The organism is Streptomyces sp. NPDC051020 (assembly GCF_040683105.1).
Classification (GTDB): domain Bacteria; phylum Actinomycetota; class Actinomycetes; order Streptomycetales; family Streptomycetaceae; genus Streptomyces.
Window position 1 is genome coordinate 1 of sequence record NZ_JBFBCG010000004.1, and the last position, 23,433, is coordinate 23,433.

A 23,433-nucleotide genomic window follows, 5' to 3' on the forward strand; every position below is an offset into this window, starting at 1 on the left:
CGACGTTCCCCTTCTGGATCCGAGTGCGGATGGTCTCGGCTTCGAGTGACCGCGTTGCGAGCACCGTACGTGCGTACCACGGCAGTCACGTGAAACAGCGCCCCTCGATGCAGCAGCTATCGGTACGTGCCCCGGAAGAGGGGCGGCCCGTCGACTGCATCGGCGTCAGGCAGAGAACCATGCTGTCCCGGGTCTTACGGCTGCCGGATGTTTCGGTGTGGACCCTGCGCCGCTCTTCATTTGACGCGCGCACGCTAGAGCACTTCACTGACACGACTCCACCGGAACATCGTCACGGCGACGATCCCGTAGAGCAGCGCAAGCCCGATCACCACTGTGGCCGACTTCCCGTCAGGAGGCAGTGCCACAGCGGCTACTGCGGCGGCGCCCACAAAGGCCACGTTGAACAGCACGTCGTACAGGGAGAAGACGCGACCGCGGAATGAGTCGTCCACCGCGGTCTGCACCACCGTGTCCGTCGCGATCTTCGTTCCCTGAGTGACGGCTCCGAGGGCGAATGCCGCGACCAGCATCGGTCGAGGGGCGAACCACAGCCCGAGCGCGGGCTCAAGGACGGCAGCCGCGGCAGCGCACGTTGCTATCCAACGGAACCGGCCGAGCCGTCCAACCGCCCAGGGCGTCACCACGGCCGCCGCGAAGAATCCCGCCCCCGAGGCGCCCACGGCCAGTCCGAGCAGGGCCAGACCGCCGGATTCGCTGTCGGACCAGGCGTACCGGCACAGCATCAACACCATCACGGTCAGTGCCCCGTAGCAGAACCGGACCACTGTCATGGCGGCCAGTGCCCGTGCGGCGTCCGTCCGTTCCGCTAGATGGCGCAGCCCGTCGACGAGTCCGTGCGCGGTGGTGGCGAGAGCGTCCCTCAGCCGGACAGGACTGCCGTGCATATCCGGTCCGAGGAGTTGGGTGGCCAGGCTCAGGGAGGCCAGCGCCGAGGCGAGGTAGAGACCCGCGCCCAGCAGCACCACTGCGGCATCCGAGTCCGCAGCCACGAGGCGTACGGCGAAGGCGAGGCCGCCGCCCGCCGTGGCGGCGAGCGTGCCAGCTGTCGGTGAGAGCGAGTTGGCCATGACCAGCCGGTCCCTGTCGACGACCCGCGGCAGTGCGGCCGAGAGCCCCGCCAGCACGAAGCGGTTCACCCCGGTGACGCACAGCGCGGAGGCGTAGAAGAGCCAGTCGGGTGCGGTTCCGAAGATCAGCAGGGCGGTGCAGCAGGCGAGGGCTGCGCGCAGCAGATTGCCGTAAAGGAAGACTTGGCGGCGCGGCCAGCGGTCCAGCAGGACGCCGGCGAAGGGGCCGATGAGTGAGTACGGCAGCAGCAGCACGGCCATCGCGGAGGCGATGGCCGCCGCCGACGTCTGTTTCTCCGGGGAGAAGACGACGTGCGCGGCGAGGGCGACCTGATAGACGCCGTCGGCGGCCTGGGAGAAGAGCCGTACGGCCAGCAGACGACGGAAGTTCCGAAGGCGTAGGAGTACGCGCAGATCACGTACGACGGGCATGTGGGCAAGGGTCACATATGTTGAGGGTCCCCGGGCGGATTGCCCGGGGACCCTCAACGAGGCGGGAGCGGAAAAGCGTTGCCGCTCATCGCCCTGCCGCGTTCACGCGCCGTTTCCGGTCGTGTCAGCGCTCGACGTCGCCGTTGATGAACTTCTCGACGTTCTCGCGGGCCTCGTCGTCGAAGTACTGGACCGGCGGGGACTTCATGAAGTACGAGGACGCGGAGAGGATCGGGCCACCGATGCCACGGTCCTTGGCGATCTTCGCGGCGCGCACGGCGTCGATGATGACACCGGCGGAGTTCGGGGAGTCCCAGACCTCGAGCTTGTACTCCAGGTTCAGCGGAACGTCACCGAAGGCGCGGCCCTCGAGGCGCACGTACGCCCACTTGCGGTCGTCCAGCCAGGCCACGTAGTCCGACGGACCGATGTGGACGTTGTCCGCACCGAGCTCGCGGTCACGGATCTGCGAGGTGACGGCCTGCGTCTTGGAGATCTTCTTGGACTCCAGGCGCTCACGCTCGAGCATGTTCTTGAAGTCCATGTTGCCGCCGACGTTCAGCTGCATCGTGCGGTCCAGGATGACACCCCGGTCCTCGAAGAGCTTCGCCATCACGCGGTGGGTGATGGTGGCGCCGACCTGGGACTTGATGTCGTCGCCGACGATCGGGACACCGGCCTCGGTGAACTTGTCCGCCCACTCCTTGGTGCCGGCGATGAAGACCGGGAGGGCGTTGACGAACGCGACCTTGGCGTCGATGGCGCACTGCGCGTAGAACTTCGCAGCGACCTCGGAACCGACGGGCAGGTAGCAGACGAGGACGTCGACCTGCTTGTCCTTGAGGACCTGGACGATGTCGACCGGGGCCTCGGCGGACTCCTCGATGGTCTGGCGGTAGTACTTGCCCAGGCCGTCGTGGGTGTGGCCGCGCTGGACGGTCACGCCGGTGTTCGGAACGTCGGCGATCTTGATGGTGTTGTTCTCGCTGGCACCGATGGCGTCCGCGAGGTCGAGGCCGACCTTCTTCGCGTCGACATCGAAGGCGGCGACGAACTCGACGTCACGCACGTGGTAGTCGCCGAACTGGACGTGCATCAGACCGGGCACCTTGCCGGCCGGATCGGCGTCCTTGTAGTACTCGACGCCCTGCACCAGCGAGGCGGCGCAGTTGCCCACGCCGACGATGGCTACGCGAACCGAACCCATTCCGGTTGCTCCCTGTGTTGAGTGTTCTCGGTGATTCCGATGAAGGCCCTGCGGAAGTGCCGGGACTTCACTTGCCGGTGTCGTCGGACGGATCCGGCGGGGTATGACCCCGGTGCCGGGGCAGGCCGTCCGTCTCCCCTGCTGTGTTCTGCTGAGTGGAGCCCTCGGGCGAGGATCGTCGCTGATCCCGTCCCGACCGCTCGCTCTCGATGAGCTCGTTCAGCCAGCGCACTTCGCGCTCCACGGATTCCATGCCGTGTCGCTGCAGCTCAAGCGTGTAGTCGTCGAGTCGTTCGCGGGTGCGTGCCAGAGAGGCGCGCATCTTCTCCAGCCGCTCCTCCAACCGGCTGCGGCGGCCTTCCAGGACGCGCATCCGCACCTCGTGCTCCGTCTGTCCGAAGAAGGCGAAGCGGGCTGCGAAGTGCTCGTCCTCCCAGGAGTCGGGGCCGGTGTGCGAGAGCAGTTCCTCGAAGTGCTCCTTACCTTCTGCCGTCAGCCGGTAGACGATCTTGGCGCGCCGTCCTGCCAGTGAAGAGGCAGGGGCGACCCCACGTCCGCCGGCGGGTGGGACCTCTGTCGGACCGTTTCCCGGTTCCTCGATCAACCAGCCGCTGGCTACCAGCGTCTTGAGGCAGGGGTAGAGGGTGCCGTAGCTGAAGGCGCGGAAGATCCCCAACGAGGTGTTGAGGCGTTTGCGCAGCTCATACCCGTGCATGGGGGACTCGCGGAGCAGACCGAGTACGGCGAATTCGAGGATGCCGGAGCGTCTGCTCACCTTCGCCTCCTCCTTCTCCGAGTGCTCTCGCGGATCCTTATGCCGAGCTGATGTATCGACTCGATACATCATGACGATAGATCGCTCACCGCGATGCGACAAGGGGGGTCATCGTGAACGGCGTCACATCACCAATTCATAGGAAGCGACTTGCGTGATTTGGGGTGAACTTGGGCCCTAGGTGGGTTTTGACCGTGCGTAGTCTGTGCGGCATGCAGACCACCGGGAACCGCGCGACGCCCCCGAGCGTCAGTCGTCGCGGACTGACCGGACGCACTGCGGATGAGCCTGTCGCAGGGTCCGTCCGTAATTCGGGGGGACCGGATCTCAACTGCCGCTTCCAGGCGCTCTCGCCTGCCCGAGGAGTAGTCGTTCGATGAGCGAGCACCGTCGCAAAACGCAGCAACCGCAAGGTGGCGGGCGTGCCGCGACCAGACGAGCCGCCCAGCAGCCCGCAGGGCGCCGCGCAGCTCCGTCACGCGGAGTAACTAATGAGTCACCTTCTGGTTCGTACGACGACGAGAGTCCGTACGGCGGGCGTGCCGCGGCCAGACGAGCCGCACAGCGTGGAAGCGGGAGCCGGCGTGCCGCCGAGGGAGGTGGAGCGGGTCATGGCGGCGGGGGCGGCCGACGCCGCGGTGGTGGCGGCGACGGGTACGAGGGTCCCGGTCGAGGCCGCGGGCGCGGCAGTCAGCGTCCCGTCAAGAAGCGCTTCATCGACTACCCGCGCGCCGGCAAGTACGGAGCGCGGCGCTGGGTGCCGTCGTGGAAGCTGGTCTCCAGTCTCTGTATCGGCTTCCTCGGCCTTCTCATGGGTGTTGCCGGGCTGGCATACGCGATGGTCGGGACGCCCGACGTGAAGGCTGCCGCCGAGGCGGAGAACAACGTCTACTACTGGGCGAACGGCAAGCAGATGATCGCCACGGGTGGCGAGGCCAACCGTCAGATCATCGATTACGAGCAGATCCCCGAGGCCATGCGGAACGCCGTCATCTCGGCGGAGAACAAGTCGTTCGAGACCGACAGCGGCATCGACCCGATGGGTATCGCCCGGGCCTTCTACAACATGGCCAAGGGCGGACAGACCCAGGGCGGTTCGACGATCACCCAGCAGTACGTGAAGAACTCGCGTCTCTCCCAGGAGCAGACCCTGAGCCGGAAGTTCGAAGAGCTCTTCATCACGATCAAGGTCGGCAAGACGGAGAGCAAGCGGACGGTCATGGCCGGCTACCTGAACATCTCGTATTACGGGCGAGGCGCATCGGGGATCCAGGCCGCGGCACGTACGTACTACGGCAAGGACGCCAAGAAGCTCAATGCAAGCGAGTGCGCCTTCCTGGCCGCTCTGCTGAAGGGCCCGACCTACTTCGACCCGGCCGGCGTTACCGAGGCCGACCCGAAGGAGGCGACCCCTGCGAAGAACAAAGACCGGGCGGAGAAGCGCTGGCGCTGGATCCTCAACGAGGAGGTGAAGGACGGGCGGATGACCCAGGAGGAGCGCGCCAAGTACACGGAGTTCCCCATGCCGAAGCCGCCGAACCAGAACGCGCAGCTGACCGGTCAGACCGGCTATCTGGTGTCCCTCGCCCGGAAGAGCTTCCTCAACAACAACAAGGGCGTCACCCCGGAAAAGCTTGCTTTGGGCGGCTACGAGATCCACACCACCTTCGACGAGAAAAAGGTCAAGTCGCTCAACGCCGCGGTCAAGAAGGTCTACGACCGCAAGATCAAGCCGAAGCAGCGCCCCAAGACGGACACACACGTCCAGTTCGGCGGCGCTTCGGTGGATCCGAAAACCGGCGCCATTCGCGCGATCTACGGTGGTCAGGACGCGACGCAGCACTACACCAACAACGCCGACACCACCGGTGCGCAGGTCGGTTCGACGTTCAAGCCGTTCGTGCTGACTGCCGCGATGGAGTACGGCAAGCGTGACCCGTCAGGCACGGAGGATCAGGATGCGTCGCAACGCACGAAGGTCTCCCCGAAGAGCATCTACAACGCCGACGACAAGCTGAAGATCAAGAAATACAACGGTGAGATCTGGACCGACGAGAACGGCAAGGAGTGGCTGCAGACCAACGACGGCCATGAGTCGAGGGGGAACATCACCCTTCGCGAGGCCATGCAGTGGTCCGCCAACTCCCCGTACGTCCAGCTCGGTATGGACGTCGGCACCGACAAGGTGAAGGACGTTGCCGTCGCCGCAGGCCTTCGTGACGACGACTCCATGGCCGACTCGACCGTTCCGTCGTTCTCCATCGGTACGTCCCAGCCCAGTGCGATCCGGATGGCGGGGGCCTACGGCACCTTCGCCGACAGCGGGATGCAGCACGACCCGTACTCCGTCGAGGAAGTCAAATACCGCGGCGACATCATCTATCAGCACAAGAAGGTTCCCAAGCGCGCCTTCGACAATGCCGTCGCCGACAACGTCACCGACGTCCTGAAGAACGTCGTCGAGCACGGGACCGGGACGCCTGCCAAGCTCCCCGGTCGTGATGTCGCGGGCAAGACGGGTACGACGGACGACAACAAGTCCGCCTGGTTCGTGGGGTACACCCCGCAGCTGTCGACCGCCATCAGCATGTTCCGGTATGACGACAACGAGAAGCACAAGAACCGCAAGTTCGAGAAGATGTACGGCACGGGTGGCGAGAAGACGATCCACGGTGCCTCGTTCCCGGCCCAGATCTGGCACGACTACATGGCCGATGCGCTGGAAGGGGAGGACGTCATCCCCTTCCCGAAGCCGGAGCCGTGGGGCGAGACGGTCTACGGGGGCGGCGCCCCTTCGCCGAAGCCGACCATCGAGCCTTCGGAGACCCCCTCCACCACACCGTCCACGACACCTTCGATGACGCCCTTCTCCCCCACGCCCGACCCGAGCGGCAGCTGCCGGCCGTGGGACCGGAACTGCCAGAACAGCAGCGGGGGCAACTCGGCCGTCAGCGGCGGAGGCGGATCTCCCACTCCGACCGACGGGACTACGTCTCCGGGGACCCCGTCAGGCGGCGGGGGCAACGGGAACGGTAACGGGAACGGGAATGGCGGTCTCTTCGGAGTCCCGACTGGATAGCGCCCGAACGGCAGGCCCATAGGCACAGCCGGAAGAAGGCCACGAGGGCCGCCGCACCACTCGGTGCGGCGGCCCTCGCCGTTTCCACAGCCCCGTACGGCAGGATGTGCGGCATGCCAAGCGCAGAACACACGAGCGTGCATCAGGAACGGCCCGTCGTTCGGCCCACGCACCAGGACGAGATCGCCGCGGCCGGCAGCGAGCTGATCGGCGGGCGGTCGGGGCGCTGGGCGCGGCTCGGCTCCGGCCCCCTCACGCCTGTGCGTGTCGTCGCCCTGGTGGCGATCGGGATGTTCGCGCTCGGCATGGTGCAGAAAGTGCCTTGCTACAACTGGGCGTGGTTCAGGGGCGCCAGCTCGCAGTACACGCATGCCTGCTACTCCGACATTCCGCACCTCTTCGTCGGACGTGGTTTCGCGGACGGTCTCGTGCCGTACTTCGACCGGCTGAGCGGCGACATGCAGTACCTGGAGTACCCCGTCCTGACCGGGGTGTTCATGCAGATCGCGGCCTGGCTGACGCCCGGTGGCTCCATTCAGTACCGCGAGCAGTTGTACTGGATGGTCAACGCGGGCATGTTGTTGATCTGCACCGCGGTCATGGCGGTGTGTGTCGCCCGTACGCACCGGCGCCGTCCGTGGGACGGACTGCTGGTCGCTCTCGCGCCGGCCTTCGCGCTCACCGCGACGATCAACTGGGACCTGCTGGCCGTCGCGCTGACGGCCGCGGCCATGCTCATGTGGTCCCGGCAGCGGACTCTGGCCTTCGGTATCCTCATCGGCCTCGCCACAGCCGCCAAGCTCTACCCCGTACTCCTGCTGGGGCCGGTCTTCGTGCTCTGCTGGCGGGCCGGTAAATGGCGGGAGTTCTTCGTGGCGACACTCGGCGCGGCCGCATCATGGCTGGTGGTGAACCTGCCGGTGATGGTGTTCGCGCCCGAGGGATGGAAGAAGTTCTACACGTTCAGCCACGACCGGCCGCTCGACTTCGGCTCGTTCTGGCTGATCATCTCGCAGCGCACCGGCATTTCCATCCCGGTCGACACGGTGAACACCGCATCGACGCTGCTGATGTTCTTCTTCTGCGTATGCATCCTGGTGCTGACGCTGACGGCCCCGCGTCGGCCCCGCTTCGCCCAGTTGGTCTTTCTCGTCGTCGCGGCGTTCATTCTCACCAACAAGGTCTACTCGCCACAGTACGTGCTGTGGCTGATCCCCCTTGCCGCGCTGGCGAGGCCGCGGTGGCGGGACTTCCTGATCTGGCAGGCGTGCGAGGTCATGTACTTCCTCGGGATCTGGATGTACCTCGCGTACACGACGAGCGGCGACAAGCACCAGGGGCTGCCGACCGAGGGATATCAGGTGGCGATCGCCCTGCACCTGCTGGGCACGCTCTACCTCTGCGCCGTCGTCGTTCGGGACATTCTGATGCCGGAGCGGGACGTCGTACGCAGGGACGGTTCGGACGATCCGTCGGGCGGCGTGTTCGACGGTGCCGAGGACGTCTTCGTGCTGGGGCATGCGGCGGCGCATCCGTCGCGGCACGCGGTACCCGCGGTCGAGGGGCCGCGGGTGGAGTGGGGTGCGGCGCACCCGCCGGTCACAGACCGAACAGGGGCACATCGGTCGGCCGCGGACTGAACAGGGCCCCGCCAAGGGCGCGAAACCCTTGGCGAGGCCCTGGCCCCATCGGTCGTGGGGGCGGACGACGCTACGTTCGAAACACGCCCTAGCGGTCGACGAGGCGGTCGAACTGGGTGGTCGTGTGGCGCAGATGGGCCACCAGCTCGTCGCCGACCTTCGGTTCCGGTGCGTCCGCGGGCACGAACAGGATCGACACCTGCATGTGGGGCGGTTCGGCGAACCAGCGCTGCTTGCCCGCCCAGACGAAGGGCGACAGATTCCGGTTGACGGTGGCCAGGCCGGCGCGGGCGACGCCCTTGGCGCGGGGCATCACGCCGTGCAGCGCCTTCGGGGCCTCCAGGCCCACGCCGTGCGACGTGCCGCCGGCGACGACCACCAGCCAGCCGTCGGAGGCGGCCTTCTGCTGGCGGTAGCCGAAACGGTCACCCTTGGCGACGCGCGTGACGTCGAGGACGGCACCCCGGTACTCCGTCGCGTCGTGGTCGCCGAGCCACAGCCGTGTGCCGATCCGGGCGCGGAAGCGGGTCTGCGGGAACTGCTGCTGCAGCCGGGCCTGTTCCTCGGCGCGCAGATGGCTGACGAACATGGTGTGCAGCGGCAGCCGGGCGGCGCGAAGGCGGTCCATCCAGCCGATGACCTCCTCGACCGCGTCCGAGCCGTCGGTGCGGTCCAGCGGCAGGTGCAGCGCGAAGCCTTCGAGACGTACGTCCTCGATAGCGGCGTGCAGTTGCCCCAGTTCCTCCTCCTTGACGCCGTGACGCTTCATCGAGCTCATGCACTCGATGACGACCCGGGCGCCCACCAGCGCGTGCACGCCGTCCACGGAGGAGACCGACCGGATGACGCGGTCGGGCAGCGGCACGGGCTCCTCACCCCGCCGGAACGGGGTGAGGACCAGCAGATCGCCGCTGAACCAGTCCTTTATGCGGGCTGCCTCGTAGGTGGTGCCGACGGCGAGAGTGTCGGAGCCGAAGCGGGACGCCTCGTCTGCGAGCCGCTCGTGACCGAAGCCGTATCCGTTGCCCTTGCAGACCGGGACGAGCCCGGGGAACTGGTCGAGGACGGATTTCTGGTGCGTCCGCCAGCGCGCGGTGTCGACGTAGAGGGAGAGCGCCATGGCCGGTCCGGAACCTTTCTGGTGGCTGCGGTGTATCAGAGGTATGTGGAGCTTGTCGAAGTGTCTGAGCCTGCAGGCCTGCCTGCCGGCGGGCCTGCTGAAGCGCTCATTGAAACGGATGATGCCGGTTTCGTCAGCGGCGCGACATATACATGTCCAGCGCCTTGTGCAGCAGCTTGTTGAGCGGGAAGTCCCACTCGCCGACGTACTCGACGGCTTCGCCGCCGGTGCCGACCTTGAACTGGATCAGGCCGAAGAGGTGGTCGGTCTCGTCGAGCGAGTCGCTGATGCCGCGCAGGTCGTAGACGGTGGCGCCCATCGCGTAGGAATCGCGCAGCATCCGCCACTGCATGGCGTTCGAAGGCCGTACCTCGCGTCCGATGTTGTCGGACGCGCCGTACGAGTACCAGACGTGCCCACCGACGACGAGCATGGTTGCCGCGGAGAGGTTCACCCCGTTGTGGCGCGCGAAATACAGTCGCATGCGATTCGGGTCCTCGGAGTTGAGGACGGTCCACATGCGCTGGAAGTAGGAGAGGGGACGCGGCCTGAAGCGGTCGCGCACAGCGGTGATCTCGTACAGCCGCTGCCATTCGGCGAGGTCCTCGTAACTGCCCTGGACCACCTCGACGCCGGCCTTCTCAGCCTTCTTGATGTTGCGCCGCCACAGCTGGTTGAAGCCCTTGAGGACGTCTTCGAGCGAGCGGTTCGCCAGCGGCACCTGGAAGACGTAGCGCGGCTGCACGTCACCGAAGCCGGCGCCGCCGTCCTCGCCCTGCTGCCAGCCCATCTTCCGCAGTCGGTCCGAGACTTCGAAAGCGCGCGGCTCGATGTGCGTGGCCTCGACGTCGCGCAGGCGCTTCACGTCGGGGTCCTGGATACCGGCCTTGATGGCGGCTGCGTCCCAGCGGCGGATGACGACCGGCGGGCCCATCTTCACCGAGAAGGCGCCCTGTTGCTTGAGATGCGCGAGCATCGGCTGCAACCAGTCGTCGAGGTTCGGCGCGTACCAGTTGATGACCGGGCCCTCGGGGAGGTATGCGAGATACCGCTTGATCTTCGGGAGTTGGCGGTACAGCACCAGGGCGGCGCCCACGATCTCGCCGCTCTTGTCGAACCAGCCAAGGTTCTCCGAACGCCATTCGGTCTTCACATCCGCCCACGCCGGGACCTGGCAGTGACTGGCCGACGGCAGACTCTGGATGTACGCCAGATGCTGCTCTCGGCTGATGGTCCTCAGGGTCAGGCTCATGCGGGGCGCTCCTCGGCAGGTGTGTCCCCATCGGTCAGGGGCTCCGGCTCTCGCGCCGAAGCCTACTGCGACCGGGGAGCGCGTCGTCTGGCCCTGTCGGACCTATGTCGGCCAGGTGGGTCCCGGCTGTCCGCCCCCGGGGGCCTGGACGACCCACTGAGAGGGTGCGAGCGGACGTGCCGGGACCGGCGTCCGGAGGCGTTCGGGACAGGCGCGGCTACAGGCCGCCGAAGAGACCGCCGTGGGCCATTCCCAGGTAGAACCCGATGGCGGACGCGCCTATGCCGAGGATCAGCGGGAACCTCTCGCGGGTGGTCACCGAGATGTACTGCCCGTATGCACCAGTGAGGATCCCGATGAGCCCGGCCCACGAGCTGAGCAGATGCAGGCTGTGGAACATCGCCGTCACGAAGGCGATAACACCGAGGGCCACGGTTACCGCCACCAGAGTGTCCTGGAGCGGATGGGGCCTGCCGTCCGTGGCGAGAAGGGAAACGCGGGGGCGGGTTGTTCGCACTGTCTGTGCCATGGAGTACCTCCTGGCCGAAAAGGCGGCGCATCGTGGCGTCGCTCACACCCGATGTGTACAGATTGCGTCTCCTGAGCACCGGATTTCAACCGGAAGCCGGTGTGCGGGTACTCTGTACGGTCTGCGGCGGTGTCTGCCCAGGCCAGCACGGCAGCTCTCCTCGGAAGGGGGCGTTGTCAGTGGCGGCTGTTTGACTCGGAGACACTGTTGCTTACGCATCACGACCCTCCTGCCACGGAACGACCGTGGCCGCTGAGTCCAAAGGAGGTGGGTTCCACATGCGTCACTACGAGGTGATGGTCATCCTCGACCCCGATCTCGAGGAGCGCGCTGTCTCCCCGCTGATCGAGAACTTCCTCTCCGTCGTCCGTGAGGGCAACGGAAAGGTTGAGAAGGTCGACACCTGGGGCCGTCGTCGTCTCGCTTACGAGATCAAGAAGAAGCCCGAGGGCATCTACTCGGTCATCGACCTGCAGGCCGAGCCTGCGGTCGTCAAGGAGCTCGACCGCCAGATGAACCTGAACGAGTCGGTCCTCCGGACCAAGGTCCTCCGTCCCGAGATCCACTGAGCATCTAGCTCAGCGGTCATCGGGTTCGAGTAGCAGCAAGCAGCCAGAAGCAATCCCCGCCGAGAGGTTCACCCATGGCAGGCGAGACCGTCATCACGGTCGTCGGCAATCTCGTCGACGACCCCGAGCTGCGCTTCACCCCGTCCGGTGCGGCGGTCGCGAAGTTCCGCGTCGCGTCCACTCCCCGCATCTTCGACCGGCAGACCAATGAGTGGAAGGACGGCGAAGGCCTGTTCCTCACCTGCTCGGTCTGGCGGCAGGCGGCGGAGAACGTCGCCGAGTCGCTCCAGCGAGGCATGCGCGTTGTCGTGCAGGGCCGGCTGAAGCAGCGGTCGTACGAAGACCGCGAAGGCGTGAAGCGCACGGTCTATGAGCTGGATGTCGAGGAAGTCGGCCCCAGCCTCAAGAACGCCACGGCCAAGGTCACCAAGACCACCGGTCGCGGTGGCCAGGGCGGCCAGGGTGGTTACGGCGGTGGCCAGCAGGGCGGCGGCAACTGGGGCGGCGGTCCCGGTGGCGGCGGCCAGCAGGGCGGCGGCGGTGCTCCCGCTGACGACCCGTGGGCCACCGGCACGCCGGCCGGCGGCCAGCAGGGCGGGGGTCAGCAGGGCGGCGGAGGTGGTTGGGGCGGAAGCTCCGGCGGCTCCGGCGGCGGCTACTCGGACGAGCCTCCCTTCTAGGGCAGCTCGTACCCCCACTTCTTGATCACACAGGAGAAACACCATGGCGAAGCCGCCTGTGCGCAAGCCTAAGAAGAAGGTCTGCGCTTTCTGCAAGGACAAGACCCAGTACGTGGACTACAAGGACACGAACATGCTGCGGAAGTTCATTTCCGACCGCGGCAAGATCCGTGCCCGCCGCGTAACCGGCAACTGCACGCAGCACCAGCGTGACGTCGCCACGGCAGTCAAGAACAGCCGTGAGATGGCGCTGCTGCCCTACACGTCCACCGCGCGATAAGGGAAGGGTGACCGAATAATGAAGATCATCCTCACCCACGAGGTCTCCGGCCTCGGCGCTGCCGGCGACGTCGTCGAAGTCAAGGACGGGTACGCCCGTAACTACCTGGTTCCGCGTGGCTTTGCCATCCGCTGGACCAAGGGTGGCGAGAAGGACGTGGCGCAGATCCGCCGCGCCCGCAAGATCCACGAGATCGCGACGATCGAGCAGGCCAACGAGGTCAAGGCCAAGCTCGAGGCCGTGAAGGTTCGTCTGGCTGTTCGCTCCGGCGACGCCGGCCGTCTCTTCGGCTCCGTCACCCCGGCCGACATCGCTTCGGCGATCAAGGCTGCCGGTGGCCCGGACGTCGACAAGCGTCGCGTCGAGCTCGGCTCGCCGATCAAGACGCTCGGCGGGCACCAGGTGTCCGTGCGTCTGCACCCCGAGGTTGCGGCGAAGCTCGGCATCGAGGTCGTTGCTGCCTAAGGGCACAGCTCACCAGAGCAACTGAAGGGCCGCACCCCGCGGGGTGCGGCCCTTTGTCGTTTCACGTGAAACAGGGGCGACTGCCGCTGCTCAGCGGGTGGCTCCGGTGACGATCCACCTACCCGAGCGCGTGCGCAGCCAGAGCGTCACCATGCGGACCGTCATCATCAGTGCCATCGCCCACCACAGAGCATTCAGGCCCCCGCCGAAGGTGGGCACGAGCAGGGCGACCGGAGCGAAGACGGCCAGGGTGATCAGCATGGCCCAGGCGAGGTACCGACCGTCTCCGGCACCCATCAGCACGCCATCCAGCACGAAGACCACACCGGCGATCGGCTGGCACACGGCCACCACCGGCAAGGCAGGGAGCAGGGTGCTCTGCACGTCCTGGTCGCCGGTGAACAAGGGGATGAACAAGGGACGCGCGAGCACGATCAGTGCTCCGAGCACCACACCTGAGGCAATGCCCCACTGCACCATGCGGCGGCATGCCTCGCGTGCGCCCTCGGTGTCATTGGCTCCCAGGTAGCGGCCGATGATGGCTTGCCCAGCGATCGCAATGGCGTCGAGAGCGAAGGCCATCAGGCTCCACAGGGAGAGGATGATCTGCTGGGCGGCGATATCGGTGTCGCCCAGGCGTGCGGCGACGGCGGTGGCGATCATCAGGACGGCACGGAGCGACAGTGTACGAACCAGCAGGGGGACGCCTGCCTGGGCACTGGCCCTGATCCCTGCCGTGTCGGGGCGCAACGATGCGCCGTGCCGGCGTGCTCCGCGCACCACCACGACCAGGTAGGCCGACGCCATACCGACCTGGGCGATCACGGTGCCCCAGGCCGATCCGGCGATACCGAGACCGGCGCCGTAGACAAGCCCCGCGTTGAGGGCTCCGTTGGCCGCGAAACCGCCGATGGCGACATACAGCGGGGTCCTGGTGTCCTGCAGGCCGCGGAGCACGCCGGTAGAGGCCATGACTATGAGCATGGCAGGGATGCCGAGGCTGGAGATCCGTAGATAGGTGGTGGCGTACGGCGCGGCAGTGTCGGAGGCGCCGAAGACATCGACGAACCAGGGGGCAGAGGGCAGGGCCACGGCGATGACCGCGATGCCGAGGAGCAGTGCCAGCCAGATGCCGTCCATGCCCTGCCGTATTGCGGAGGCGAGATCGCCCGCGCCTACGCGTCGCGCGACTGCTGCCGTGGTGGCGTAGGCGAGGAAGACGAAAATGCTCACGGCGGTGGTCAGCAGAGCCGCGGCGACGCCCAGGCCGGCCAGTTGCGGTGTGCCGAGATGGCCGACGATGGCGCTGTCGACCATGACGAAGAGCGGCTCGGCGACGAGCGCGCCGAAGGCGGGGACGGCGAGTGCGACGATCTCGCGATCGTGCCGTCGGCGGCTGGAATATGAGGTCGCGGTGGCCTGGGGCATGGGGGTCAATCTAACCTTCCACAGGTAACAGATGCAACGCCTTGTCAGTCCTTACATTTACTGGCGCTGAGTGTTCTCCTGTGTGCGGTTTGCCGTGATCTTGTGCTGGCTCGGAAAGTTTTTCTCCCCCACAGGCCGTGGATGGAGAAATCCCAGGTCAGGGCTGTAGTCGGGGCGGTGTTATGAGTTTGTCCACAGTGCTGTCCCCTGCTCCGTGCACAGGTTCTGCGGAGTTCTCCACAGCATCTGGTCCGTCGTCCACATGCCCTGTGGATAACCAGATTGGCTGACGGTGCGGCGGGGCCTACCGTGGACCGGCGCCCACACCCCGTTTCAGCCCTGGAATCCCGCAGAACTCGACGTGCCGGAACCGGAGTCGAGCGTCTTGTTTGTCGGTGCTGTGCCGTAAGAAAGAGTGGCACGGCGAAGGTCCGCGGAGCGGACGGGAGGAGGTGGCACGGTGAGCATTCCCGAGCCTTTGGACGACCCCTGGGCCGACACCGGTCCCAGTGACCGTCTGCCCGTTACCCGCCAGCGTCGCGGTGAAGGCCGGGACCGCGGCGAGCAGCACGACCGCGGCAGGGAGAGCGGCGGCTGGGACGGCGGCTCGCCCGGATTCGAGCGCGTGCCCCCTCAGGACCTCGACGCCGAGCAGTCGGTCCTCGGCGGCATGCTCCTCTCCAAGGACGCCATTGCCGACGTCGTGGAAATCATCAAGGGGCACGACTTCTACCGCCCCGCCCACGAGACCGTCTTCCAGGCGATCCTCGACCTTTACGCCAAGGGCGAGCCCGCCGACCCGATCACGGTCGCGGCCGAACTGGTCAAGCGCGGCGCGATCACCAAGGTGGGCGGCGCCCCCTATCTGCACACCCTCGTCCAGTCCGTGCCGACCGCGGCCAACGCCTCGTACTACGCGGAGATCGTCCACGAGCGGGCGGTCCTGCGACGGCTTGTCGAGGCGGGCACGAAGATCACGCAGATGGGATATGCGGCCGACGGTGACGTCGACGAGATCGTGAACTCGGCACAGGCCGAGATCTACGCCGTCACGGAGCAGCGCACCAGCGAGGACTATCTGCCGCTGGGCGACATCATGGAGGGCGCGCTCGACGAGATCGAGGCGATCGGTTCGCGCTCCGGTGAGATGACCGGCGTACCGACCGGCTTCACCGACTTCGACGCCCTGACCAACGGTCTGCACCCGGGCCAGATGATCGTCATTGCGGCGCGTCCGGCCATGGGTAAGTCCACGCTGGCCCTGGACTTCGCGCGGGCCGCGTCGATCAAGAACAACCTCCCGAGCGTGATCTTCTCCCTCGAAATGGGCCGCAACGAAATTGCGATGCGACTGTTGTCCGCCGAGGCGCGGGTGGCTCTGCACCACATGCGTTCCGGCACGATGACCGACGAGGACTGGACGCGGCTGGCCCGCCGGATGCCGGACGTCTCGGCCGCGCCGCTCTACATCGACGATTCGCCGAACCTGTCGATGATGGAGATCCGGGCGAAGTGCCGTCGGCTGAAGCAGCGGAACGACATCAAGCTGGTGATCATCGACTATCTGCAGCTGATGCAGTCCGGTGGCTCGAAGCGTGCCGAGAGCCGTCAGCAGGAGGTTTCGGACATGTCCCGAAACCTCAAGTTGCTGGCCAAGGAGCTGGAGCTCCCGGTCATCGCGCTGTCCCAGCTGAACCGTGGTCCGGAGCAGCGTACGGACAAGAAGCCGATGGTCTCCGATCTTCGTGAATCCGGCTCCATCGAGCAGGACGCCGACATGGTGATCCTGCTGCACCGCGAGGACGCGTACGAGAAGGAGTCCCCGCGGGCGGGCGAGGCGGACCTGATGGTGGCCAAGCACCGTAACGGTCCGACGGCGACGATCACTGTGGCATTCCAGGGCCACTACTCACGCTTCGTTGACATGGCGCAGACCTAGAGGATGTCTTTGTAGGTTTCCAGATTCCGTGGCCACTTTCCATCAGCGATGGCCGCTGCGTGGCCAATAGGACACGGGGATGGAAATCATGCCCCGTGGACGAGTAGTTCCCCTCTTCGTGTACAGGAACTCCCCAGTAGTCGTCTTCACGCCTTATCGGGGCAGGACCCCAGCGTTTGGCGGCTGACGGGCCGCCTCGGGAAACGCGGGGTAGGGGTGGTCCGATGGGTACAGCGGTGGCCGCGCCGGTACGACTGAGTGTCCGGCGTGGTGACGAGGCCGTGGTGGAGGACTTGGACTGGCCGTCGGTGCCGCTCGGGCTGCTGCGGGAGGCCCGGCCGTGGCGGACGTTCCGCTGGTACAAGGGGCAGCAGCACTATTCGGGCACGTACTGGTCGGCGACCGTGGGCGATCACGTGATCTACGAGTCGCGGCTGGAGCTGGGGCGGTTGCTGTTCGCCGACTTCGCTCCGGAGGTGCGGCACATCGTCGCCCAGCCCTTCCTACTCAAGGCCGCCCTGGACGGCAAGGTCCGTAAGCACATCCCGGACTATCTGCTGCTGACGGACGACGGTCCGGTGGTCGTGGACGTCAAGCCACGCCACCGGTTGCATAAGCCGGAGGTCGCCTTCACGTTCGCCTGGACGCGGGAGGCGGTCATGTCACGCGGGTGGCGGTACGAGGTGTGGAGTGAGCCGGATCCGCACGGGTTGGAAAACGTCCGGTTCCTGGCCGGCTACCGCCGCGCCTGGCTGTTCGACCCTGACCTGGTGGCGGCTTTGCAGGCCGTGGATCTGGACGGGATGTTGCTGGGCGATGCCTTCCGGCTGCTGCTCGAGCGTCCCTGGCCGCTAGTGAAGTCGGCGGTACTGCACCTGCTGTGGTCTGGGCATGTGATGACCGCGCTGGACCGGCCGCTGAGTGCGGGGCACGTGCTGCGGAGGGCCGCATGAGTGGGGCGGGGGCGAAACTGGGCGTCGGGACGCACTTCCGGCTGGACGGCGAGACGGTCGAAGTCATGGAGTTCGCCAGCATGGCCACGGGGATGGAGGTCATCCTCAAGGACGGACGCGACCGGCTGGCCCGGATGTCGCTGCGTGAGTTGCTGACTTCGGATCGCGCCGAGTTGATCCACGACGGATCGGGGCCGTCTTCCGCCGATGACGAGGACGTCGCGGCCGTGGTGCTGAACCGGCTGGCCAAGGAGGAGAAGAAGGAAGTCCTGGAGCGGGCCGAGCATGTCCGGGAGATGCTGACGGGCTACCGCTCCGGCAGCGAGGACCTTCCGCGGCCGGGCGAGCCACGGCCTCAGTACGCTCCTGGCCTGCCGCTGCAGGCCCGGTATGAGGCCAAGGCAGCGGAACTGGGGGTGTCCGCCCGGTCGACACGCCGGTGGGCACAGGCCTTCCGCGAGCACGGCGAGGCTGGTCTCGTGCCGAGGGCGGCTCGGGCGGACGGCGGGCTGAGCAATGCTGATCCGCGCTGGGTCGAGGCCGCGGAAGAGGTGCTGAGCGAGTACGAGGAAGAGTCGCGGCCCTCAGTGAAGGTGGTGCTCGAAGAAGTCGAGGCCCGTGTCAAAACTAAATTCAAGCTGGTCAAGGTGCCGGTGCCACCGCAGACAACGGCCTACCGGTGGATGCAAGAACTGGAGCGACGTCATCCGACGTTCCGGCTGAGCACGCAGCGCAACCGCGACATCGCCGACCGCCCACGGGGCGTCTACGGGAAACTGAGGCCCACGCGGCCGGGCGAGTACGTGCTGATGGACACCACGCGGTTGGACGTGTTCGCGCTCGACCCGGTGACGCTGCGGTGGATGCAGGCGGAGCTGACCGTCGCCATGGACTGGTACACCCGCTGCATCATCGGTCTGCGGGTGACTCCAGTGTCGACGAAGGCCATCGACGCGGCGGCCGTGCTCTACCAGGCATACCGTCCCCAGCCGGTGCCGGAGAGCTGGCCGAGGGAGGCGGCCTGGCCCGAGCACGGCATTCCGCGCGGGGTGCTGGTGGAGGCTGAGGCCGTGCATGGGCCCGTCACTGGGGTCTGGGGGCCGAAGGTGGTTCCGGAGACGTTGATCGTCGATCACGGCAAGATCTATCTGTCGGCGCATCTGACCAGCGTCTGTCGCAGGATGGGGATCTCGGTGCAGCCGGCGAGGCTGCGCACGGGCCGGGACAAGGGTCCGGTCGAGCGGTTCTTCCGGACCCTGCGGGAAGACCTGCTACAGAGGCTGCCTGGCTACAAGGGACCCAATATCCACTCGCGTGGCTTGAATCCGGAGAAGGATGCCTTCTTCTTCCACCACGAGCTTGAGGCGACCATCCGGGAGTGGGTCGCGGTGGACTATCACCGCACGCCACATGAGGGATTGCTCGACCCTCACTTGCCGAAGGTGGAGCTGTCTCCGGCGAGGATGTTCGAGCACGGTCTCGCGCGGGCGGGCTACATCGAGGTGCCCCGCGACCCGCACCTGGCTTACGAGTTCCTCGACGTCACGATGCGCACGGTCCAGCACTACGGCGTCGAAATCAACGGACGCCGCTACAACGGCGGCTGCCTCGACGGGCTCCGGGACATGGGCGGCTCCGACATCGACCTGGACAAGCGGCGGCTGGAGTTCTTCGCTGATCCCGACGACGCCACCCGGATCTACTTCCGGGACCACGACCGCGTCTGGCACACCCTTGAGTGGGAGCACGCGCCCAGCCTGGACATGCCGCTGAGCGAGGAAGCGCTGCAGTTCGCCCGACGCCTAGCGGCGAAGGAGTACACCTATCCCGACGACCGGCTTGCCATCGCCCTGCTGCTGAAGCGGTGGAACCTCGGCCTGGGTACTTCCCTGGTCGAACGGCGGATGGCCCTGCGGCTCTCCCGCGAACAGGCCGCCTTGGATCTTCCGGAGCCGCGAGCCGGCGCCGTCAGTTCGCTGCCGTCGGTCGCCCGCGTGCTGTCCCTGCCCGCCCAGTCCGAGCCTCCGGCAGCCGAAGCCGCCCCAGTGGTGGAAGAGGGCGATGACGACGGGGACAGCCTCGAAGAACTGGACGAGGAAATCGACTTCTACGCAACCGCCTTGAAGGACATCGATGGCTGACCGGAAGCGTTCCGAGGATGATCTACAGGCCAAACTCGATCACCTCACGCTGTCCCGCAAAGAAGGCTTCCGGCGCCTGGTGGACGCTCCGTCGCGGCCCCGCCCCGAACACCTCACCCGCCGTCAGTTGTCTCTTCTGGGGGAGGAAGGCCGTGCTGACTACGACCGGCGCCGCCGCAAATGGCACGCGAACCTCGGGCCCCTGCGCACCCCGCAGATGGAAGCCCTGCACGAAGACCTTTGGGACATCATCGACAGCAACGAGCAGGACAGCGACAAGGTCAAAGGCAGCATCGCCATTGACGCCTTCCCCGGCCTGGGCAAGACCACGGCCGCCCTCGCCTTCGCTAAACGGCTCCACCGGCGTGTGATCGAGGAGGAGGGCGAGTACACCGATCAGGGGCATGAGCGGTGGCCGGTCTGTCGAGTGGGCCTGACCAGCAACACCAGCATGCGCGACTTCAACCGGGCGATCCTGGAGTTCTTCGCTCACCCCGGACGCTTCCGCGGCACCGCCACCGACTTCGGCTTCCGCGCGCTCGACTGCGTCCTCTCCTGCGAAACGACGCTCCTGATCGTCGATGACCTGCACTTCCTGCGCTGGAGGAATCGGACCGGAATCGAGGTGAGCAATCACTTCAAGTACATCGCCAACGAGTTCCCCGTGACCCTGCTCATGATCGGCGTCGGACTGCAGGCGCGGGGCTTGTTCGACGAGGGCGACAGCTACGAAGACGCCGTACTTGCCCAGACGGGACGCCGCACCACCCGGCTGGGCATGAAGCCGTTCACCATCGACACTGAGGAAGGACGCACAGAGTGGCGTAACACCCTCCTCGCGATCGAGGAACGGGTCGTCCTGGCGGACAAGTACCCCGGCATGATCGCGGATGATCTGTCCGACGAGCTCTTCGCCCGCAGCACCGGACACATAGGCTCCCTCATGACACTGGTCAACCGTGCCTGTCAGAGAGCCGTACGCACCGGGGCAGAGCGGATCGACCTCGACCTGCTGTCGAAGGTCAAGAACGACGCCGCCTCCGAGAAAGGACGCGAAGAACTTCGACAGGCATTTGCCGCCGGGCGGCTGGTCAGCAAGCCCAAGAAGAAGGCAGCGTGAGCACCCTCCGATCCCTGCCGATCACGGTCCCGCCGTTGCCCGGTGAGGCGCTGGACTCGTGGTTCGAGGTGATCGCCCATCGATTGCGGACACCCTTGAGCGACCTGCTGCCAGCTCTTGGCCTGGCCCGACGGGTCGAAGCGGGCGACTGCCACCGCGACATCCCAGCCCGCTGGGCGATCCTGCTCCGTGACAACGAAGCCGCCGGCATCTCTCACGCCACCGGCGTGAACCCCCAGGTTCTGCACGCGATGACGCTCGCACACTTCGACGGCCGAGCACTCAAGATCAAACGGGAAACGAGGCAGGTCAGCCGATGGCACCACTGGGGACGCCAGGCCGGATCACGCTTTTGTCCGGACTGCCTGGCCGAGACGAAGGGCCGGTGGAAGCTGAGCTGGCGGCTGGGCTGGATGTTCGCCTGCCTCGATCACAACCGCTTGCTCGCCGACGCGTGCTCCCAGTGCGATCAAATGCCTTGGAAACGGCTGCATCAGCAGCGCTATGTCCCGGAGCCGGGAACATGCGCCTTCCCAGGCCAGCGCGGAGAACCCGGCAGAAGGCACCAACGCTGCGGCTACCGACTCTCCGAGGTCGCAAGCATCGAGCTTGGGCCCGGGCACACGCTGCTGACGGCACAGAAGCTGCTGACGGAGATCGCGGAGAACGATTCAGCAGAGTTCGGCATCTACGCGAGCACTCCACAGAGAATCTCCGCATTGGAAGCTCTGGCTGATCTTCGTGCCCTTTCCTCCCGGCTCCTGACCGACGCCACGGACAGCGGTCTGGTCATAATCCTGCCGCACGACACGCACGAGATCTATGAAGGAGTGAAGGGATCCCTTCCCGAAGCCGTGGGCGCCGTTCCCGCCAGGCGCAGTCTGACCGCACCCGTCCAGGCCATCGGGATTGCCGCTGCCCTCCAAGTCCTCGGGCAGTCCGATTTCCATGCAGCCGGCCGCGAGCTTCGGCACCTCGTCGCGGCTGCAGACCCCTCAGAGACGCTCAAGCGCCTGACGGGCTTCCACAGGATGCACGGCATCACTCCGCTGCTGAGCGCCGTCCAGCTGACAGCTCAGGAACCGATGCTGCGACCGAGTGATCAGCTTCGCTACCGGCTTCCGGCTTTCCTCCCCTCCAGGCCATCCCCTCGCGGAGGCTTGGCGGACCAGCGCGTTCACAAGATTCCCTCGTGCTTCTGGCCTGGTTTGTCCGTCCTGTTGTCGCCGCCGCAAGGCGCATACACCCGGACATTCCGTCCTTGCCTGTCCGCTTCCCTGGCTTTGGTGGGCACACGGGACGACCTCAGAGTGATCACACGGCGTCTCGGCGGCGTGACCACCCGGCAGATGACCTCGAAAATCCTGCAGCTCTTGCATGATCAGGGGCTCTGGTCGGTCGTCAACACGGCACTGGTGCGGCTGGCGGACTACCTCGACGCACACGAAGTGCCCATCGATTACCAGCGCCGCCGCATGCTGGACTACACCGATCTACTTCCTGAGGCCCGATGGCGCCAGATCTGCGACGAAGACGGCGTCCAACCCGGCCAGGGACGCCGTCTCACCGTCGCGCGAAGCACACTCTTCGAGCAGATGAGCGGACTCCCAGCCCACCTCGCCCCCGCCCACTTCGCGATCACCCGCGCGATGGACCGCCCGCACGTGAACTACTTCGCCGCGTTCCTGACACCTGAAGTCAGAGACGGCCTGCACCGCGCTGGAGCCGACTTCCTCGCACAGAACGGCATCGAGGGTGAACCCTTGGCCTGGGAACCACCAACGGTGATTGCCGAGGGCCTGGAAACGGCAGGTCATGACCTGGAGAAGATCGACATCGGCCATCTTCACCACATGATCCGTTCGCCGTCCATGACGACGGAGCAGGCTGCCCGCGAACTCGGCACGTCGCATGAAGCTGTCCGAGTTCTGCTGCACCGATCTCCCGCACCGGCCCAGCCGAGGCCACGAAGTCGCCGACGGAACGACGGCGAGGCCATGCGAATCGCGAAACAGGCCTTCCCGCCGGACGAGTTCCGGCGGCTCTACTACACGGAACGTCTCGGCCTCCGCCAGATCGCGGACCTCGCCGGCGTCAGCCGCAACGTTACGAGGCGTCTCGCCGAGCAGTACGGCATCGAGGTCCGCGAGCCCAACGCAACAGGACCGCGCAAGGGCTACGTCGACGGAGCATGGCTCCGCGAGCAGTACTTGGTCCGTGGCCGACCCCTGGCAGACCTTGGCCGTGAGAGAGGCCTCAGCCCCACAACGATGACCCGATGGGCCAAGCTGCACGGAATCCCCGTGACCAAGGTGAACGGGCATACCCGTCCCGAACTCGCGCAGTTGGCGGCTCAGGCCAGAGAGGCACCGGAAATCCTCCGTCCCGCCTTCACGGGGCCCGGCGCATGGGACCGCCTCCACGAGCTCGCCGCAGTGTCACGCTATCGGACACTCAAGGAAGCCGCCGCAGCACTCGGAACCCACCACACGGCCCTGATCACGAGAATTGGAAGACTGCGTCGCGAGATCGGACACCCACTCCTCACCCGTGCAACCACGGCTTCACCGATGAAACTGACCCCGATGGGCGAAGCTGTGGTCGCAGCGATCCACGCGGCCACGGCGCTGGGCACTGCGGATGTCTGACCCGTTCTGAACGCGTGATCCACGATGGCCAGGCTTGATCCTCTTTACTTTCGGAGGTATTTGTGGCCCTGATGCTGGCCGCTCC

At 66.4% G+C, this 23,433-nt stretch carries 18 protein-coding genes; 11 read left to right on the forward strand and 7 right to left on the reverse strand.

Annotation, left to right across the window (positions count from 1 at the left end; genetic code table 11):
* Positions 1-254 precede the first annotated feature (254 nt).
* From AB0N06_RS03325 to AB0N06_RS03335, 3 genes are all read right to left on the reverse strand, one after another.
* The gene (locus AB0N06_RS03325; RefSeq protein WP_366133069.1) at positions 255-1,523 is read right to left on the reverse strand and encodes an MFS transporter; all 1,269 of its coding nucleotides are present in this window, start codon (positions 1,521-1,523) and stop codon (positions 255-257) included.
* Between the two features lie 124 nt (positions 1,524-1,647).
* Positions 1,648-2,730, reverse strand: a complete 1,083-nt coding sequence (locus tag AB0N06_RS03330) for an inositol-3-phosphate synthase (protein WP_366133070.1) — start codon at positions 2,728-2,730, stop codon at positions 1,648-1,650.
* Positions 2,731-2,797: 67 nt separating this feature from the next.
* Entirely contained in the window at positions 2,798-3,505 is a 708-nt protein-coding gene (locus tag AB0N06_RS03335) for a helix-turn-helix transcriptional regulator (RefSeq protein ID WP_366133071.1), read from the reverse strand.
* Between the two features lie 376 nt (positions 3,506-3,881).
* On the opposite strand from AB0N06_RS03335, the gene AB0N06_RS03340 reads away from it, so the two are divergent.
* Together AB0N06_RS03340 and AB0N06_RS03345 are read left to right on the forward strand one after the other, a co-directional pair.
* On the forward strand, positions 3,882-6,584 hold the full coding sequence (locus tag AB0N06_RS03340; RefSeq protein ID WP_366133072.1) for a transglycosylase domain-containing protein: 2,703 nt from the start codon (positions 3,882-3,884) through the stop codon (positions 6,582-6,584).
* Between the two features lie 113 nt (positions 6,585-6,697).
* Positions 6,698-8,224, forward strand: a complete 1,527-nt coding sequence (locus AB0N06_RS03345) for a glycosyltransferase 87 family protein (protein ID WP_366133073.1) — start codon at positions 6,698-6,700, stop codon at positions 8,222-8,224.
* 88 nt (positions 8,225-8,312) lie between these two features.
* Here the strand turns inward: AB0N06_RS03345 and AB0N06_RS03350 are convergent, their stop codons facing one another.
* The 3 genes from AB0N06_RS03350 to AB0N06_RS03360 form a co-directional block, all read right to left on the reverse strand.
* Complete coding sequence (locus tag AB0N06_RS03350; RefSeq protein WP_366133074.1) at positions 8,313-9,344, reverse strand: alanine racemase; 1,032 nt, start codon at positions 9,342-9,344, stop codon at positions 8,313-8,315.
* A 133-nt stretch (positions 9,345-9,477) separates the two neighbouring features.
* Positions 9,478-10,596 carry a peptidoglycan bridge formation glycyltransferase FemA/FemB family protein gene (locus AB0N06_RS03355; RefSeq protein ID WP_366133075.1) on the reverse strand — a complete coding sequence of 373 codons (1,119 nt, stop codon included), beginning with the start codon at positions 10,594-10,596 and terminating at the stop codon, positions 9,478-9,480.
* Between the two features lie 217 nt (positions 10,597-10,813).
* Positions 10,814-11,125, reverse strand: coding sequence for a hypothetical protein (locus tag AB0N06_RS03360; RefSeq protein WP_366133076.1), 312 nt, complete (start codon positions 11,123-11,125; stop codon positions 10,814-10,816).
* Positions 11,126-11,403: 278 nt separating this feature from the next.
* On the opposite strand from AB0N06_RS03360, the gene rpsF reads away from it, so the two are divergent.
* The 4 genes from rpsF to rplI all read left to right on the forward strand — a co-directional run bounded on the left by rpsF (position 11,404) and on the right by rplI (position 13,119).
* Complete coding sequence (gene rpsF / locus AB0N06_RS03365; protein WP_015609864.1) at positions 11,404-11,694, forward strand: 30S ribosomal protein S6; 291 nt, start codon at positions 11,404-11,406, stop codon at positions 11,692-11,694.
* A gap of 74 nt (positions 11,695-11,768) precedes the next feature.
* Positions 11,769-12,374 carry a single-stranded DNA-binding protein gene (locus tag AB0N06_RS03370; protein WP_366133077.1) on the forward strand — a complete coding sequence of 202 codons (606 nt, stop codon included), beginning with the start codon at positions 11,769-11,771 and terminating at the stop codon, positions 12,372-12,374.
* A gap of 43 nt (positions 12,375-12,417) precedes the next feature.
* Positions 12,418-12,654, forward strand: a complete 237-nt coding sequence (rpsR, locus tag AB0N06_RS03375) for a 30S ribosomal protein S18 (RefSeq protein ID WP_003967857.1) — start codon at positions 12,418-12,420, stop codon at positions 12,652-12,654.
* An 18-nt stretch (positions 12,655-12,672) separates the two neighbouring features.
* Positions 12,673-13,119: a 50S ribosomal protein L9 gene (rplI, locus tag AB0N06_RS03380; RefSeq protein WP_358856630.1), complete on the forward strand. Its 447-nt coding sequence runs from the start codon at positions 12,673-12,675 to the stop codon at positions 13,117-13,119.
* 90 nt (positions 13,120-13,209) lie between these two features.
* On the opposite strand, the gene AB0N06_RS03385 is transcribed toward rplI, so the two are convergent.
* Complete coding sequence (locus AB0N06_RS03385; protein ID WP_366133078.1) at positions 13,210-14,547, reverse strand: MATE family efflux transporter; 1,338 nt, start codon at positions 14,545-14,547, stop codon at positions 13,210-13,212.
* 478 nt (positions 14,548-15,025) lie between these two features.
* Here AB0N06_RS03385 and dnaB point away from each other — a divergent pair, with 478 nt between their 5' ends.
* From dnaB to AB0N06_RS03410, 5 genes are all read left to right on the forward strand, one after another.
* The gene (gene dnaB / locus AB0N06_RS03390; protein WP_327249482.1) at positions 15,026-16,486 is read left to right on the forward strand and encodes a replicative DNA helicase; all 1,461 of its coding nucleotides are present in this window, start codon (positions 15,026-15,028) and stop codon (positions 16,484-16,486) included.
* Positions 16,487-16,710: 224 nt separating this feature from the next.
* On the forward strand, positions 16,711-17,439 hold the full coding sequence (locus AB0N06_RS03395) for a TnsA-like heteromeric transposase endonuclease subunit (protein ID WP_366133079.1): 729 nt from the start codon (positions 16,711-16,713) through the stop codon (positions 17,437-17,439).
* Positions 17,436-19,580 carry a helix-turn-helix domain-containing protein gene (locus AB0N06_RS03400; protein ID WP_366133080.1) on the forward strand — a complete coding sequence of 715 codons (2,145 nt, stop codon included), beginning with the start codon at positions 17,436-17,438 and terminating at the stop codon, positions 19,578-19,580. The genes AB0N06_RS03395 and AB0N06_RS03400 overlap by 4 nt, the downstream gene beginning before the upstream one ends.
* Entirely contained in the window at positions 19,573-20,700 is a 1,128-nt protein-coding gene (locus tag AB0N06_RS03405; RefSeq protein WP_366133081.1) for an ATP-binding protein, read from the forward strand. Before AB0N06_RS03400 ends, AB0N06_RS03405 begins: the two co-directional genes overlap by 8 nt.
* Positions 20,697-23,348 carry a TniQ family protein gene (locus AB0N06_RS03410; RefSeq protein ID WP_366133082.1) on the forward strand — a complete coding sequence of 884 codons (2,652 nt, stop codon included), beginning with the start codon at positions 20,697-20,699 and terminating at the stop codon, positions 23,346-23,348. The genes AB0N06_RS03405 and AB0N06_RS03410 overlap by 4 nt, the downstream gene beginning before the upstream one ends.
* The last annotated feature ends 85 nt before the right edge of the window (positions 23,349-23,433 follow it).